The following is a 16718-nucleotide window of genomic DNA, read 5'->3' as shown; positions in this document are numbered from 1 at the left end:
GTTATACATGGGAGAAAGTATCCTGATTCACAACTCACATAATGTTTCAAATCTCGTCTATCATTTTGTTTGCCCGACGAAATACCGTCGCATAGTGATTGAAGAAACAGTAAATGAATATTTGAGGCAATATGTGGGGAAATAGAAAAAGAATATGACTGGATAAGTTTTCTAGAAATAGGGGCAGACAAGGACCATGTGCATTTCCTGATACAGTCAGCACCGAACTATAGTCCAGCAAAGATCATCACTACTATAAAAAGCATTACAGCGAAACGCATATTTGCTGAGTGTCCGCAAGTGAAGAAGCAATTGTGGGGAGGATCGTTTTGGAGCGACGGGTATTATGTATCAAGTGTAGGAAAGAATACGAATGAGGATGTAATACAGGCATATGTGAGAAATCAGGGGAAACAAAATGAGTACAAGCAGTTACATATGCATGTATAACCAACTAAAACTAATACCCCGAGCAAAGCTTTAACTTTGCGTGGGCTCTACCCCGGGGTAGTTTATTGATGATATTAGAGAAGTTTTTGGTAATTTAAACTAGTGAGTGGTTTATAAAGAAGAGAAACAGATGATATAAAAGATGTGAAACCTAATTATCATCTGTTTTTTGCCGAGAAAAAGCTTTTCAATTAAATTATTTTGTTTTTTTTGTGGTATATTTATCTAATCTTAATTGATCTTTTATGGAATGAAATACTTTCCTGTTTAGAGCCACTAGGTAGCGTTTTCTAAATATTGTGAAGTTGCTTATTCCGTTGGAAACTGTCAAGCAGGTCCGAATCTGGTCGTTGGAGTTTTCTGAAAGAGCATTACTAAGCTTTCTTTCATCAATAGGTCTTTTAAAAGAGTTTAATATTTTTGTTCTCCAGTTTTCAAGAATCGATATAAATTCGTTGTATTCTGGAAGTTGGGCTTCTTTGAAAGCTTCGTGTATTGAATCAAAACACAGACCTCTTTGTCCTCACTGTCAGGGAAATCATGTCGTTAAGAACGGTCATGATCATGGCGTGCAGCGATATATCTGCAGAGAATGCGGCAAGCCTTTTGGCGCTACTACAAATACCATTTTCTATTCCACCAAATTAAGCTACAAACAGTGGATATTCTTCATTCAGTGCGAGCTGATGCATCTGACTTTAAGGGAAAGTGCACAGACCATCGGGGTTTCGCAGACTGCTGCCTTTTCCATGCACCATAAATTATATGATGCCATCAAGCTTCTAAAAAAAATTAAAACTATTCGGTGATACTCAAATAGATGCCTTATATCTTCCTGTCAATCTTAAAGGGACAAAGCCGAAGAATATTCCAAGAATAAGCAAAAAAAGAGGAAAATCTTCTTCATGCCGGGGGATCAGCCATCATAAGGTGTGCATTCTCAGTACAGTTGATGAAACAGATCAAATGGTTATTGAAATTCATGGACTCGGGTCTGAAACAAAGGAAAAGGTCGATGAGATGATAAGCTATTTTGAAAAGGATGATTACAATCATTATCTTATTTCCGATATGAAGCAGTGTTATAAGAACATAAGTGAAGCGACAGGAAGAGCGTATGACGAAATTAAATCAGAGGGACATATATCGAAGAAAGGACATTCCCTGGCAGAGTTAAATGCACTGCATAACGAAATTGAATTACTTTATCAAAGTACAGGGGAATCTCTATTCGTCATCTACAGGGATATCTGGATTTTTTCTGCTTATACAAGAAAATTAAGTATTCGATGAACGAAATTCAAAAACAGGCTATTGAAGTCTATATGACAACTGCACAAGAAAGATCTAAATTTAAAGTCAAAGATATTTCTCTGAAAGAAATTCCTGTAGATCTGCTTGAAGCATATGGTGAATACAACTATGGCTGCTTCGCTGTATAGACATCAACGGATTTATTGAAAAGAGCCAAAATTTTGTGATGAAAAAATAAATCCGATTTGAAAAAGGTGTCTATTATATTCCTATAGAAGCACCACTAGGTAAAAGTAGAATTGATCCAAGAAAAGTAATTGTTAAAAAATATATTAATAACAACAATGAGATATTTGGTTATTTCTCTGGTATGACTTTTTTGAATATGCTAGACTTTCCACAAAAATGCCTAATTTAATGAAAATTTATACGAATAAAGAGCCTTCTAGAGTTCGAGAAATATATGTAGGCAATCAAAAGGTATTATTGCGTAGGGCAAGGACTCTTATCAATAGCACTAATGCTGCAATTGTGAGTTTTATTGAAATGATGAATTTTACTGAAGCAGGAATTTATGATGCAGATAGGAAAAAATCGTTGTAACTTATATTAAAAAACGTTCTTTTGTTACTATTCACCGAGGAATAAGAAAATAACCTAGCTAAAGATCTTTTCTAAATTAGCCGAGAGTGTAATATAAATCGTGTAAGTTGAGAGCGTACGGCTCAGCTCACATGGTTTTTTTATAGTTTTATGCTATCATAGAAGGAGAAAAGGAAATATGGAAATGACAAGAAAAAAAGAGATCTAAAAAAAGTGGCTCTAGCACAGGCTATCCTAGATGCCTATCAGCCCGAAACCGCAGAAGACATGAATAACGCTCTCAAAGATTTGTTTGGTCCTATGTTTGAGGCCATGCTCCAGGGAGAAATGAATCATCACCTGGGTTATGATTCTAACGACAAGGGACCAAAGAAAGATGGCAATCGTAGAAACGGCTATGAAGTCAAGGAATGTGCTGTCTATGTAATACTTGGCTATGATCTCAATGGTAAAAAAGAGATCCTTGGACTTTGGATCAGCGAAAGCGAAAGCAAGAACTACTGGATGCAAATTTTTGATGAGATCAAATCTCGGGGTGTGGAAGATATCTTCTTTATTTCAATGGACGGAGTTTCCGGATTGGAAGCCGGGGCAAAGGCGATATTCCCTAAAGTCGTTGTACAGAGATGTATCGTCCATCTGATCCGCAACTCTATCAAGTATGTTCCAAACAAAGATTATAAGAAGTTCACCCAAAGTTTGAAGAAGGTATATGGTGCCTCTAATCTAAAGGCGGCAAATGCTTCATTCGAGACCTTCTGTAAAGAATGGAGCCAGTATCCGGGAGCTGTAGAGGTATGGAAAAGAAACTACGCACATGTTGAACAGTTGTTCGATTACGGAAGTTCTGTACGAAAAATCATGTACACTACCAATGCGATCGAGGCAGTAAATTCTAGTTTTCGCAAAGTCACGAAAAAAGGAGCCTTTCCTAATGAAATTGCGCTGTTCAAGCTTCTGTATCTCCGTATCACAGAATTGGAGAAGAAATGGTCTACAGGGTTTATTCCTAACTGGTCCATGGTATTGAATCAACTTATGGTCAATGATTTATTCAAGGATCGTATTGATCAGTACATACGTCTTTAAAATGAAATGTTTATAGAAATCAGCCAGGAAGTTCTGAAGAAGAACTGCCTGGCCTTTGGTACATCTATAAAAATAATTTGTAAAAGACAAGAGCATTTTAAAGGTGCCAACAGATATTCAAAAATTACTTACACACTTTTCTTGACAAACCCAATTAGCCAGGGCATTTTCTTTTCTGATTTTTGATGTCTGCAGAATCGTCATCACATCCGCATAGGCTTCCGCTCCTGCCATCGATACAAACTGTCCCGATACCTTTTTCTTTGCCTTTATGATCCTGCACTGCCTTTCCGCCGCATTGTTCGTGTAAGGCACGCGAAAATCACGGATGAATCTTAAATGATCATCCCTGTAGGCAGTCATCCTTTTAAATGTCGGCACATATTCCGGCTCATACTTCTTCTCATAATTCTTATGTGTCCGGTAGTACTTCTTCAGTCCCCGCCGTGCTATTTCCAGATATTTCTCTTCATATCCTGCAATCTCTTCTTCCTCCATTTTTTCTTTCCCCTGTTCGATCAGTTCGATTTTCCTTGCCGGCATGCCGTGCATCAGCTCCAGCATTTCTTCGCACTCTTTATTTTTGTCCACTTCTATCCCGCACTTCAAATACCTGTCGATATGTGCATTGCATTCTGCATGGATGCATTTCTCCAGTCTCTGATACGCTCTGAAATGATCGTGCACGACGATGTTCTCGTATTCGCTCAGCAGGGTGGCTGGCCCGCATTCCCTGTCGCCGCGTTTTTCCGTTATGACAAAATAACTCCCCCTGTCATTCGTCATGGCCTGCATCCAGCACAGCTTCCCGCCGACATTTGCCCCCGTTTCGTCCACATGCATGATATAATGCCCCATCATCGAGCGCAGGATCTCCTTTCTCGCTTCCAGACTTTTTTCATGTACCTCGTCGTTCCAGCTGACGATCGTCGAAGGTCTCAGCTTTATGTGCCCGCCGCTGATCTCATCCATCATTTCACACAGCCTTTGATAAGGAATGGTCCCTTTCTGGTTGAGGTATACTGAAACAGCCTTAAAGTGCGGTGTATAGGCCACACTGTTGATGGCGTATTTTCTCATGACGGATTCATCCAGCCTTGCTCCCTCTTCGCATTCATAATATCTCGTTTCGGTGATCCGGCTCTTCATCACGAAATCGATCTCTTGCGTCGCATAGTAAGTATTTCCGTCCTTATCCGCTGATTCAGCCGCACCGGCGGGAGCTCTGTCTACAAGCAGGATAATGATTTCATCCGGCTTTTCTGACAGCGCGCTCCTGTGAACTGCATGCCCCTTCTGTCCGCCTCTTTTGAGGGTGGATCTTTTTCTTGTACTGGCATTTGCCTTTGATTTCGTATGCGAAAGCACATCAAAGGAAGTCGACATACTGGAGCTGGTCGAGTTGGATGATTCAAGACGTCTGATCTTTCGGTTGAGCTTTTCATAGAATTCATTATTCTTTCTGACAAGCTCATCCACCTGCTTTGATTTTTCTTCGATTTCCTTCCGGCTCTTTTTTATCTCTTCTTCCAGACGGTTCAGCCGTTCAAGAAGATCATCGTTTTCTTCAGATTTTTTCTTTGCGAAGCTGCGGATTCTTTCAATTTCCTCGTTTCTGCTTTTTAGATTCAGTTTCGCTCTTGTAAGATCGATGGAAAGAGCTCTGTTCTCCTTTTTCAGAATATCGAGGCTGTCCTGAAGCTTTTTAATGGCAGTCTGGGCATTTGAAGCGATTTCGACGAGTCTGCAGTCGAAATATTCCTTGTGTTTGAGTATCGTTTCTAAAGTTCTTTTATCACAGGTTTTCATACATCTAAATCCTCTGAAGATATTATAACACAGGATTTCAGGGGTCCGGATGTGGAAAACTTTTTCAGGGATTCAGAAAGAAAAAACAAATCAATATCATAAAAAAAGGATTTAAAGACGTTATAGAGGAAATACAGCACCGCTAAGAAAAAAACAAATAAAAGGAGACCTCTTCAGAAAAGGGTTCTGAAAACGTCTCAAACAAAGGAATAAGCCCTATGGATTTTAAGAAAAAAAGTTAAAGATGTGGAAAAAAACTGTTGACAGGCTTTTTTCACTCACTTCTTCGGTGAATAGTAACATAAATGTTGCTGATAAAATGATAGATAACATAAATGATGTTGAATTGCGTTTTATTATATAGATATCAGGAAAGAGGTAACTATATGAGTACAAAAAATGAAATCCAACAATTTGTTTCCAAACTGAATAAAGATGAGATCAAGTCAATGATCGAATATCTTCAGTCTCTTCTGCTCAGCGATAAAATAACGCTCGTCAATGAAAATATGTGCTGTCCTGTCTGCGGTTCCGTTCATTTCAAAAAGAACGGACATGACGAAAATCATGTACAGAGATATTTCTGTAACCACTGCCATGCTTCTTTTTCCGGCAAAACGAATCTTTTTTTCTATCACTGCCGTCTCCCTAAAGAAAAATGGATGAAATTCATCGATCTTGAAATTACAGGCATGTCTCTGAGAGAAGAAGCCTATTATCTTAAACTGAGCGTGACCACATGTTTCTATATGTGCCATAAGCTTTACCGCTGTCTTTCCCTGGTCTATGATGAAGAAAAGGTCACCAGCGAAGTGGAACTGGATGCCTTCTATATGAAGATCAATCTGAAAGGAACAAAGCCAGATTCATATCAACTCAGGAAATCCTCTCCACCAAGATGCCTATTTCTTTAAAAGAAGCTTATTTTGATTATCACTACGGTATATTTAATGATAATCAGCAACATTTATCTTAAAAAAAGCGAAGGTTTTTTATTTTTCCCGCTATTTTTTAAAGCGCCCTTTTTAAGTATTGGATGTCTTTGTGATGATTACCGATAAATCAGGTAAATAACGAAAAGATTTAAGAGAAATAACACAGGAATACCAAATTTAAAGATACACTTATGAGTTTTATGGTGAAAGAAAAACATACCAATCAGCGTACCTAAGCTGCCACCAAGAAAAGATAATGAAAGCAGCACTTTTTCCGGTATGCGAAAAGTATGCTTTTTAGCTTTTCTTTTATCAATTCCCATATAAATAAAGGTAATAACATTTATTACAAATAGATAAACAATCAGATAGGTCATCTTGAATGCAAGGTCCTTTTTATTTTACTTGCACAATTTTTTTCATATCTTAAATTTACCTGACTTAAAATCTTATTAAATTCAGAGATACCGTCATGTTCAGCTGTCTGTTCATATTCGATCTCATAATCTGTGATACCATTATATTCATTGATATCAAAGCATAATTCAGCCTTTCCTAATTCAACGACAGCCCGATAAGTAACACATTTACCAAGCTCCATGAGTGGTTTTTCAATGTTTAACTGATCAAGAAGTTCCTTGATCTCGGAAGATTCAAAAGCCTTAGATGAATTTTCATTGACGTAACATTCATGTTCGTGATGGCCTTTAGAAGCAGGCGTCTTTAAAGTTATAAGGAAAGTATTATTTTTTTCACGTATTCTTAAAGCACATTTTTGATTTCTTAAGTCAAGATCTTCTGTATCATAATAATAATTGATTTGCTTGATAAAAGTTTTATCTTGATATAATGCAGATAATTTTTCAAAATCTTCTTTTGTCACAAGTATTTTATATTCAACTTCTAAATTATTTATCATTTTCATCACCTATGTCTTTATGATACAATAGGTTAAGCAGAAAAGGAAGAAGGAAATGAAAAAGTTTGGTATTGTCGCAAAAAAAGATGAAACTTCGATTCAGATCGAACAAATAGTAAAAGAAAAGTTAACTGAAAAAGGTTGGGTGTATGATAAAAAAAATCCACAGCTAGTATTATGTATCGGTGGCGATGGTACATTTCTTTATGCCGTACATAAATATTTGGATATTATTGATAACTGCAGCTTCCTTGCCATTCATACAGGTACATTAGGCTTTTTTACGGATTATACGATTGATGAAGTCGATGAGTGTATTTTTGATGTCGTTAATAAAGATCCGATTATCAGAAGCGTACCTCTTCTTAAAATAGTTTGTGAGAATGAGGCTTATTATGCTGTCAATGAAATGAGGATTGAAAATGTCGTGAGGACACAGCTGCTGGATGTGAAAATTGATGGTGTTCTTTTTGAAACCTTTAGAGGTACAGGAATGTGTGTTTCAACACAATCCGGATCAACAGCTTATAATCGTTCATTGAAGGGAGCCGTGATTGAAGAAGGCTTGAATTTATTGCAGCTGCATGAGATCACAGGTATCCATCATCAGAAGTATCGTTCATTAGGAGTGCCATATATCATGGATCCTCATCGGAAGATCGAATTTTTCAGTGATAATTTTCATGATGCGATTTTATGTTATGACCAAAAACATTTATTATTGGATCATGCGAAAAAAGTTGAAGTATCATTGAGTGATAAAAAAGTACATTTCGCAAAATATCGAAACATCAATTATTTGGAAAGATTGAGAGATCTTTATTAAAAAAAGTGACTAGTCATAAACATAGTCACTTAATTTTTTTGCTTTGCTGGAAGCATTTAAGATAAAGCCTAAGGCTATAAAATAAGACAGTAGGGAGCTTCCGCCATATGAAACAAATGGCAATGTGATACCTGTAATCGGCAATAGACCGACGACCATTCCTATATTTTGAATCTGCTGATAAACGATCATACCTAAAAAGCCGCACATCATATATTTTTCAATGGCATTGTCAGATAAGACGATGATGCGATAAATACGATAATCAAGCAGGAAACATAAGCATAATAAAAATAAAGAGCCCACAAGGCCAAAGGATTGACCAAAAATAACAAAAATAAGATCTGTATTAGCTTCTGAAAGCTGGATGGTCGTTGGCTGCAAACCAACACCGGTCAATCCGGCAGAACCCAAGGCCAGTAGTGAAGTATAGAGCTGATGTCCATCCTCTAAGACGCTTTCCTCCGGATAGAACCAGCCGTCAAATCGTCTTAACTGATGATCCTGAAGAAAGATATTCAAGATATTGCGCTGATAAAAATAAAGATATAAAAACAACAGAACAATGATGACGATTGCCGTAAAGAACACCAGAAACCATTCCTTGCGGATACCCGAACATAAGACCATGAGGACGATACTGATACCGATGATCATAACAAGACCTGTGTCCGGCTGAAGAAGAATGAGGATCAAAGGCAATGCGCAAAGCTTTGCAATCTTGATAAACAGCTGTATATCTTCTTCATAACTGTTTTCGGTCTTATTCTCATTATGTTCATTAATGATCAGGGCTGTTTTGATGACTAAAACGATCTTCATGAACTCTGAAGGCTGTAAGCTTCCCAGACCCGGAATGTTATACCAGCTGATCGCTCCGTTGATATCATCAATGAGTCCTCCGGGAAGATGGCGTCCGGTAAGCTTAAATAGCACCATATCGATGAAAAGGATGATCAAAAGCACCAGTAAGATCTTATAAATGATTTCAATAAAATCATATAAAGACTCATTACCAAAATATAAGATAACACCTACTGCTACCAAGCTGATCAAGACCCAGCGGAACTGTGTAAAAACAATATTTGACTGATAAGCTTGTAGCTGTTTTAAAGATGAATAAATCGCAACCAGACTGCAACAGACTAATAAACCGACAATTACAATAAGGATGTAGTCGTACTTCTTTGGTTCTTTCACGCGATGAAGATATTTATTCATGAAGTCACTCCTTCTTAAAAGTGTTGTTTGAACTGAACACTTAATAATGTTATTATATATGAGAGGTGATTGTATGTCAAAATGGCATTCATTATTAGAGATACTTCAATTTCCATTAAAAATGCTTTTTATTGGAACATTGTTGCTTGGAATAGGGACAATTGTCCTAAATCCTAATGTCACATTTTTGTGGCAGATCGATCATCCCGTTTTAATACAGGTATTTGAACTGCTTCGGTATATGGGGGCAAGCATTATTTATTTCTTTCCTTTCCTTGTCTATGTACATATTTTATCACACCGATATGAATCTTCGATGCTTGTAATGATCGGTGTACTTTCTTATTTGATCATTCATATTTCGATGGTATTCTTTTTAAATCCATCTTTGCCAAGTTATTTTTATCAATCGATCTTCAATATTACGGAAATTGATTTTAATCAGATTTCCGGTACGTTGTCATCAATACGGATGCCATATCAATTAGGGATCTTTGGTTATATACTTGCATTTGCGATCACGCATTTCTGTTATATACGCTCAAGAAAGTATTCTATCTTCGGAATTACGTCATTTGTAGATCATGATGCGATGGCAGGAGTGATGACCATGATCGTCAGCGTGTTATGTGGAGTAGGTATTGCTTATGTATGGCCATTTGTTGCCAATACGATGAATGCCTTTTTCGAAATCATTGCCAGTGATATTTCAAATCCGGTCAATTTATTGCTTTATGGCATGTTTGAAAGGATCAGTGCTGTATTAGGACTTCTGGATATTCCAAGGCAGATTTTCTGGTTCAGTGAAATGGGCGGCAGCTGGCTGAATAATGTCGGACTGAAATTTTCAGGAGATGTGGCGATATGGACGGCTCAGCGTCAGGCAGGAATGAGTACGATGACCTCAGGAACGTTCATTACTCCTTATTATGTGATCAATTTATTTATCATACCGGCTTTTTATCTGGCTTATTATCGTCTTTGCAGCAATATAGAGGATAAGAAAAGATATATAGGATTTTTTATCATCGCATTTTTATTAACGATCCTTTGCGGTAATCCTTTACCGGCTGAAATCGTCATGCTGATCCTATCACCGATGCTTTATCTGATATATATCGTGATCGTTGGTCTTTTATATGCTTTCCTGCAAATGTTCCACGTGGTTGTCGGATATAATTTTTCGGAACTGCTGATATTGGCTGATCCGGGAAGCGGTCTGGATTTGTTGGAATATTTAAGAAATCCATATATCGCATATAACGTGTATAAGCTATTAGCTGTTGGATTGATCATTGCCGTTATCTTTTATTTCCTTACAAGGATTTATTTTAAGAAATATGCTTTAGGTTTATTCCAGATGGTGGATAAGGATAAGATCTGTGCCGAAATCGTTGAAAATCTCGGCGGACTCGATAATATCATCGAGGCCCATTCGACACCGGATAAGCTGACGATCAAATTTGTGAACCGTGAAATGGTAGATTATGATTCCTTGAAGAATAAAGGAGCTTATTTATTGCTTGAAAGCAGGAATGGTTATTTGATACGTATCGGTAATATCTCAACGATGGTCAAGGATTATATCGTGCGTATGAAGAAAGAAACCATTCAGGAATTTCCACCTGTTCAAAATGATACGAAAAAAAGTGAAACAAACGAATAAAGACCTACTTTGAAAGGTCTTTTTTTGATATAATAGAGTGAGGCAGGAGTGAGTTTTTTATGAGCGAAGAAGTAAAATATACCCCTATGATGATGCAGTATCTGGAGGAAAAGAAAAAATATCAGGACTGTATCGTATTTTATAGATTAGGTGATTTTTATGAAATGTTTTTTGACGATGCGAAAACGGCGGCACAAGAGCTGGATCTTGTTTTGACCGGAAGAAATGCAGGTGTGGAAGAGAGGGTTCCGATGTGTGGGATCCCTTATCATGCGGCAAACGGTTATATTCAAAGATTGACGCAGAAGGGATACAAGGTTGCGATCATTGAACAATTGGAAGAACCGGTGGCCGGTAAGATCGTTCAGCGAGGCTGTATCAAGATCGTTACTCCCGGAACATGGATGGAAGAAGGCGGAGATGAAAAAGAGAGTTATTTCATTGCTTCCATTGCTGATACACAGTTTGGCTTATCGATCGTTTATTGTGAAATTACGACAGGAGAATGTTACGGACAAAAGGCGGATCGCAGTGTTCAGGCATTGACACGATTATGCTTAAGCAAGAATGTCCGTGAGATCGTTGTGTCTTCTCATTTTGACAGTAAATTCAAAAAGGTCATCGAGGATCTGAATATCACCCTTTCAACAAATGATAATCTTTATATGCATGATGTATATGAAGATTTGGTTTCACATATTGATGATGAGGGAATTATAAATGCTTTTGCTCAATTAACAAATTATCTTGAAGAAACACAGAAGATGGTCATGTCACATTTAAGTAAGGTTGAGATGATCAGTGAAGAAGAAACGATGCAGATGGATTTTTCCACGAAACAGAATCTGGAGCTGACACAGACCTTACGTACAAATTCAAAATCACAGACGCTTTGGTCATTTTTAGATCATTGTGAAAGTGCGATGGGGAGTCGTATGCTGAGAAGATGGATCGAAGCACCGCTCATTGATATGAAGGAAATTAATAAAAGAGAAGATGCCATTGATTATCTGAATGGCAACTTCATCATAAAGGATGAGTTGAAGGAATATCTATCCAATGTTTATGATCTTGAAAGGTTATGTGCGCGAGTTGCCATATCAACAGCAAATCCACGTGACTGTGTTCGTCTGGCACAGACGCTTTCAGTAATACCAAAGATATTAGACATCATTCGTGAATGTAAACCTTATGCCTATCTGGCTAAATGTGATCCATGCCAGCCCCTCTATGAGAAGCTGAAGGACGCATTCGTAGATCAGCCAAGCATCCATGTCAAGGATGGTAATATATTCGTAGATGGATATGATGAAGAGCTGGATGAATATCGAAGACTTGGAAAAAATGGTCAGGAATGGATCTTAGAGTTTGAAACGAAGGAAAGAGAAAAGACACAGATCAAGAATCTAAAGGTCGGTTATAATCGTGTATTCGGTTATTATATAGAAGTTTCTAAAGGAAATGTACCTTTGGTCAAAGATGAATACGGGTATGTCCGAAAACAAACATTGACAAATTGCGAGCGATATGTGACACAGGAATTGAAGGATCATGAGGATGCGATCCTGCATGCTCAGGAAAGAGCGATCCGTCGTGAAGTCAATCTGTTCAATGAATTGATTTCTCAGATCAAGAGCTATTTGCCGAAGCTGCATGAATGTGCCAATGCCTGTGCGATCATTGATTGTCTTTATTCATTGGCAGTCGTATCAAATGAAAATGGTTATATCCGTCCTGTATTTACGAATAAGCATGAAATTGAAGTTATTGACGGACGTCATCCGATTTTAGAAAAGGTCATCAAAGGAAATCGTTATATTCCAAATTCGTTGGTCATGAGAGAAAATGAAAATATTAATATAATCACAGGTCCAAATATGGGTGGTAAATCTACTTTTATGCGACAGATGGCAAGTATCGTGATATTGGCTCAGATCGGCTGTTTTGTTCCTGCGAAAAAAGCATTGTTGCCTATTTTCGATAAGATCTTTACAAGAATCGGTGCCAGTGATGATATCATGAGCGGACAGTCAACCTTCATGGTAGAGATGATGGAAGCCAATCAGGCTCTGACACATGCTACTGAAAATTCATTGATTCTGTTTGATGAGATCGGACGTGGAACATCAACCTATGACGGTATGTCATTGGCACATGCGATGATCGAATATATCGATCAGACGATTCGTGCGAAAACACTTTTTTCCACTCATTATCATGAATTGACATCTTTGGAAGAGGAATATGATACCATTCGTAATCTGCATGTTGAGGTTCATGAGGAAAATGATCATGTTACCTTCCTTTATAAAGTGCTTCCGGGCAAGGCAGATAAAAGCTATGGTATCAATGTGGCACGTCTGGCAAAGCTGCCTGAATCCATTCTGGAAAGAGCGACTCAGATATTGGCAGGTCTTGAAAGTCAGACAAAGCTGGATTTAAATCTGGCAGGACATTATGAGTTTAAAAAAGAAGAAAATGTATTTGAAAAACAGCTTTGTGATCAGATTGCACAGATGGATGTAGATGCTCTTTCACCGAAGCAGGCATTAGAATATCTATATAAGCTTCAAGAAAAGCTGAATCAAAGATAAGGAGGTCCTATGGCCAAAATAAGACAATTAAGCAAGCATATCACCAATATGATCGCTGCCGGAGAAGTTGTGGAAAGACCGATGGGGATCGTTAAGGAATGTGTAGAAAATTCTATTGATGCGCATGCGACACATATTGAAGTACATATTCTGGATGGAGGACTTTCAAAAATTACAATTATTGATGATGGAGATGGCATGGATCGTGAAGATGCGGCCATGGCATTTGAACGTCATGCGACAAGCAAGATCAAAGAAGAAAGCGATCTGTGGAATATTCATTCATTAGGATTTCGTGGGGAAGCCATTCCTTCGATAGCTTCTGTCAGTGAAGTAACGATGAAAACGAATAATGGCAGTGAATCAACGATGATTCAGGTCTTTTATGGCGAAAGAGTGGCCTATCAGAAATATGCAACACCGAAAGGGACACAGATTGATATCGAAAATCTGTTTGCGAAGACACCGGCCCGTTATAAACATTTAAAAACGACTCAATATGAATTTTCATTGATTAGTGATGTCATTCAGAAATTTGCTTTAGGATATCCAAATATATCCTTCCTTTTAACTCACAATCATATTGAAACCTTTAAAACAGGGGGAAAAGGAAATCTGCAAGAAGTCATCTTTCAGATATTCGGCAGAGAGGCCGCTAAAGGAGCGATCCCTCTTTATGGCAAGGATGATGATTATACGATTGAAGGCTATGCGATCCAGCCAAATATTAATCGGGCAACTAAATATTATATGTATGTTTATATCAATCAGCGTATGGTTCGTCATCCACGCATCTATAAGGCCATCCAGGATGCTTATCATGCATATATGCCGCAGGACCGCTATCCGATCGTTGTTTTAAATGTAACGATGGATGCACAGCTTTTAGATGTCAATGTCCACCCATCAAAATGGGAGGTTCGTTTATCAAAAGAAAAGCAATTAGAGAATTTAGTTTATACAACGATTCAAAATGCACTTAAAAATAAATTGCAAATACCTGAAATGCAGCCGGTAAGAGAAAAGATCAAGGTTGAAATGCCAACCTTTGATATCTATCCAAATGAAACAAAGCTGCATCAAGAAGTGCATGAAAGCTTTACAGAATATCGAAAAACCGAAGAAGATACTTTGAAAGATGAAAAAAATATAGATGATCCAAAGACAGATGTCATGGAAGAAATTCCAGAACCACAAAAGGAAGAAAAAAATATGGATTTTACGGAAGAAGTGAAACCTGCTGTAAATCCATCCTTTCCGATTCTTAGTGTTATCGGCCAGTTTCACGGCAACTACATACTTGCACAGGGAGATAAGGGATTGTATATCATCGATCAGCATGCCGCACAGGAAAAATATCACTATGAGGTACTGCGTAACAATATCTTTAAGCCATGTGATATGCAGACACTTTTAATACCTGAAATCATCAAGGTATCCCCGGCCATCCTTGTTCAGCTGGAAGATATCAATAAGATGCTTGCCCATATGCAGCTGAAATGTGAATGTTTCGGTGAAGATGCGGTTATATTGCGTGAAGTTCCGATATGGCTCAAGGATACGGATATCACTAAATTTATGCTGGATATTTTTGACTATTATCAGAAAAACCAGCAGATCCAAGCCGAGAGTCTGCGTAAAGCAGCTTTGGCATCACTGGCCTGTCATTCCAGCATTCGTTTTAACCGTAAGCTCAATATGGATGAAATGAAGCAAGTGGTCGAGGATTTAAGAAAATGTGAACAGCCTTTTACTTGTCCACACGGTCGTCCGACCTTGATTTGTATAACGGATGAACAGCTGATCAAAGAATTCAGTCGTTAAGGGAGAAATTATGAAAAAAATAATCATTCTGGTAGGACCGACAGGCGTAGGTAAAACGAAATTAAGCCTTGACCTTGCAAAAAAATATAACAGTGAAATTATCAGTGGTGATTCGATGCAGGTCTATAAAGAAATGACGATCGGGACAGCGAAAATAAAGCCTGAAGAAATGCAAGGCATCGTTCATCATATGATTGATTGCTTTTCTTATAAAGATGAATTTAATGTCAAAGTATTTCAGAGTGAAGCCCGGAAGTATATTGAAGAAATCAGCTCGAATAATAAGCTTCCGATCATTTGCGGAGGAACAGGATTGTATATCAAATCACTTTATTATGACTATGAGTTTGCTGATGAAGAAGAGGATAAGGACTTTAAAGCCTTTCTGCAGTCAAGAAGCAATGATGAATGTTATGGAATGTTGAAGGTGGTGGATCCTAAAGCATGCGAAACGATTCATAAAAACAATCGTAAACGCGTTGAAAGAGCGTTGATGCGTGCTCATTTAGGCAATAAAAAAAGTGAAAAGGAAGAAGCTCAACAGCATCAGCCAATTTATGATGCCTATGTGATCGGGCTCACTGCCTCACGTGAAACACTCTATGAGCGTATCGACCAGCGTGTTGATAAGATGATGGAAGAAGGTCTTTTGGAAGAAGTAAAATCGTTGATTCATGATGAATCCGATTGGAATCTCCAAAGCTTACAGGGAATCGGTTATAAGGAATGGAAGAATTATTTCCAAAATGAAAGCTCACTTGAAGAAACCGTAGAACTCATCAAAAAAAATTCCCGTAATTTTGCGAAACGGCAATATACGTGGTTCAATCATCAGATGAAAGTACATTGGTATGATATTGAAGAAAAGGATTATGAACAACATATATTCAAAGATATAGATCAATGGATAGAAGGTTAAGAGCATCATTCAAGAAAGCTTTTGAAAGGTAGAAGTGTAAAACTGGATGATCTCTTTATAATAGTGGCTGTTTATGAGGTGAATTATTTCTTTGGATAAAGAAAACGGACTTTCTTTAAAATCACTTTTTATCCATTCTACAATGATATTATAAATACCTCCTGCATGATAAGAAGCAATCAGTTTATTTTTGTCATCAAGCATCATTTCTTCTATATTTTGATTGATGGAATTTAAGATGATATCTTGCTTATGATTCTTAACAAGAATTTTCAGGTATTTGCGATGTTGTTTTAAAAAACTGAAAAGTATGAAAACAGGATCCTCATCCGGAAGTTTTTCTCTGTATTCTAAAGATAATAATTCAGTCAGATATTCGGAATATTTTGTTAATATATCTTCTTTTTCATTGAAGTATCTGTAGAAAGTAGCGCGGGGAACCCCCGCTTTTTTTGTTAATTCAGTAATCGTGATTTTAGAGAGCGTTTTATTATCCATAAGTTGAATAAGTGCATCTACAAACCATTCATTGACGATCATTCTATCTTTATAGGTTTTTTTCATGAACAAAAAGCCTCCTTTTGTATCTTTACAAAACTGTTATATTGA

The 16718-nt window shown here is 37.5% G+C and carries 15 protein-coding genes and 1 pseudogene; 10 read left to right on the top strand and 6 right to left on the bottom strand.

All coding sequences use genetic code 11. From position 1 onward, the window contains the following. The first annotated feature begins 7 nt into the window (after positions 1-7). Positions 8-450, top strand: a pseudogene (gene tnpA / locus Q0K35_RS05745) (IS200/IS605 family transposase). A gap of 196 nt (positions 451-646) precedes the next feature. Here tnpA and Q0K35_RS11560 read toward each other — a convergent pair. Further along, entirely contained in the window at positions 647-898 is a 252-nt protein-coding gene (locus Q0K35_RS11560) for a transposase (protein WP_365936213.1), read from the bottom strand. A gap of 518 nt (positions 899-1416) precedes the next feature. Between Q0K35_RS11560 and Q0K35_RS05735 the strand changes: the two genes are divergently transcribed. The 3 genes from Q0K35_RS05735 (at position 1417) to Q0K35_RS05725 (ending at position 3396) form a co-directional block, all read left to right on the top strand. After that, complete coding sequence (locus Q0K35_RS05735; protein ID WP_294561715.1) at positions 1417-1743, top strand: hypothetical protein; 327 nt, start codon at positions 1417-1419, stop codon at positions 1741-1743. After that, on the top strand, positions 1740-1892 hold the full coding sequence (locus tag Q0K35_RS05730; protein ID WP_294561714.1) for a hypothetical protein: 153 nt from the start codon (positions 1740-1742) through the stop codon (positions 1890-1892). The genes Q0K35_RS05735 and Q0K35_RS05730 overlap by 4 nt, the downstream gene beginning before the upstream one ends. Before the next feature lie 628 nt (positions 1893-2520). Continuing rightward, the gene (locus tag Q0K35_RS05725; protein WP_294561713.1) at positions 2521-3396 is read left to right on the top strand and encodes an IS256 family transposase; all 876 of its coding nucleotides are present in this window, start codon (positions 2521-2523) and stop codon (positions 3394-3396) included. Between the two features lie 117 nt (positions 3397-3513). Here the strand turns inward: Q0K35_RS05725 and Q0K35_RS05720 are convergent, their stop codons facing one another. After that, complete coding sequence (locus tag Q0K35_RS05720) at positions 3514-5205, bottom strand: transposase (RefSeq protein WP_294561712.1); 1692 nt, start codon at positions 5203-5205, stop codon at positions 3514-3516. Between the two features lie 386 nt (positions 5206-5591). Here Q0K35_RS05720 and Q0K35_RS05715 point away from each other — a divergent pair, with 386 nt between their 5' ends. Further along, positions 5592-6119, top strand: coding sequence for a hypothetical protein (locus Q0K35_RS05715; RefSeq protein ID WP_294561711.1), 528 nt, complete (start codon positions 5592-5594; stop codon positions 6117-6119). Positions 6120-6256: 137 nt separating this feature from the next. Here Q0K35_RS05715 and Q0K35_RS05710 read toward each other — a convergent pair whose 3' ends face one another. After that, positions 6257-6517: a DUF1294 domain-containing protein gene (locus Q0K35_RS05710; RefSeq protein WP_294561710.1), complete on the bottom strand. Its 261-nt coding sequence runs from the start codon at positions 6515-6517 to the stop codon at positions 6257-6259. After that, positions 6514-7059, bottom strand: coding sequence for a CYTH domain-containing protein (locus Q0K35_RS05705; protein WP_294561709.1), 546 nt, complete (start codon positions 7057-7059; stop codon positions 6514-6516). Before Q0K35_RS05705 ends, Q0K35_RS05710 begins: the two co-directional genes overlap by 4 nt. A 55-nt stretch (positions 7060-7114) precedes the next feature. On the opposite strand from Q0K35_RS05705, the gene Q0K35_RS05700 reads away from it, so the two are divergent. Next, positions 7115-7885, top strand: coding sequence for an NAD kinase (locus tag Q0K35_RS05700; protein ID WP_294561708.1), 771 nt, complete (start codon positions 7115-7117; stop codon positions 7883-7885). 9 nt (positions 7886-7894) lie between these two features. Here the strand turns inward: Q0K35_RS05700 and Q0K35_RS05695 are convergent, their stop codons facing one another. Next, positions 7895-9106, bottom strand: a complete 1212-nt coding sequence (locus Q0K35_RS05695; protein ID WP_294561707.1) for an FtsW/RodA/SpoVE family cell cycle protein — start codon at positions 9104-9106, stop codon at positions 7895-7897. Positions 9107-9179: 73 nt separating this feature from the next. On the opposite strand from Q0K35_RS05695, the gene Q0K35_RS05690 reads away from it, so the two are divergent. From Q0K35_RS05690 to miaA, 4 genes are read left to right on the top strand one after another with little or no spacing between them, the layout of a single operon-like run. Then, entirely contained in the window at positions 9180-10772 is a 1593-nt protein-coding gene (locus tag Q0K35_RS05690; RefSeq protein WP_294561706.1) for a hypothetical protein, read from the top strand. A gap of 59 nt (positions 10773-10831) precedes the next feature. Further along, on the top strand, positions 10832-13366 hold the full coding sequence (gene mutS, locus Q0K35_RS05685) for a DNA mismatch repair protein MutS (protein ID WP_294561705.1): 2535 nt from the start codon (positions 10832-10834) through the stop codon (positions 13364-13366). Between the two features lie 9 nt (positions 13367-13375). After that, positions 13376-15190, top strand: a complete 1815-nt coding sequence (mutL, locus tag Q0K35_RS05680; protein ID WP_294561704.1) for a DNA mismatch repair endonuclease MutL — start codon at positions 13376-13378, stop codon at positions 15188-15190. A 10-nt stretch (positions 15191-15200) separates the two neighbouring features. Continuing rightward, a complete protein-coding gene (gene miaA, locus Q0K35_RS05675; protein ID WP_294561703.1) occupies positions 15201-16109 on the top strand; it encodes a tRNA (adenosine(37)-N6)-dimethylallyltransferase MiaA in 909 nt (302 codons plus the stop codon). 9 nt (positions 16110-16118) lie between these two features. Here miaA and Q0K35_RS05670 read toward each other — a convergent pair whose 3' ends face one another. Then, on the bottom strand, positions 16119-16673 hold the full coding sequence (locus Q0K35_RS05670; RefSeq protein WP_294561702.1) for a TetR/AcrR family transcriptional regulator: 555 nt from the start codon (positions 16671-16673) through the stop codon (positions 16119-16121). Between the last annotated feature and the right edge of the window lie 45 nt (positions 16674-16718).

The organism is uncultured Traorella sp. (assembly GCF_944327115.1).
GTDB lineage: Bacteria > Bacillota_I > Bacilli_A > Erysipelotrichales > Erysipelotrichaceae > Traorella.
This window is presented reverse-complemented; position numbering and strand designations above follow the sequence as displayed.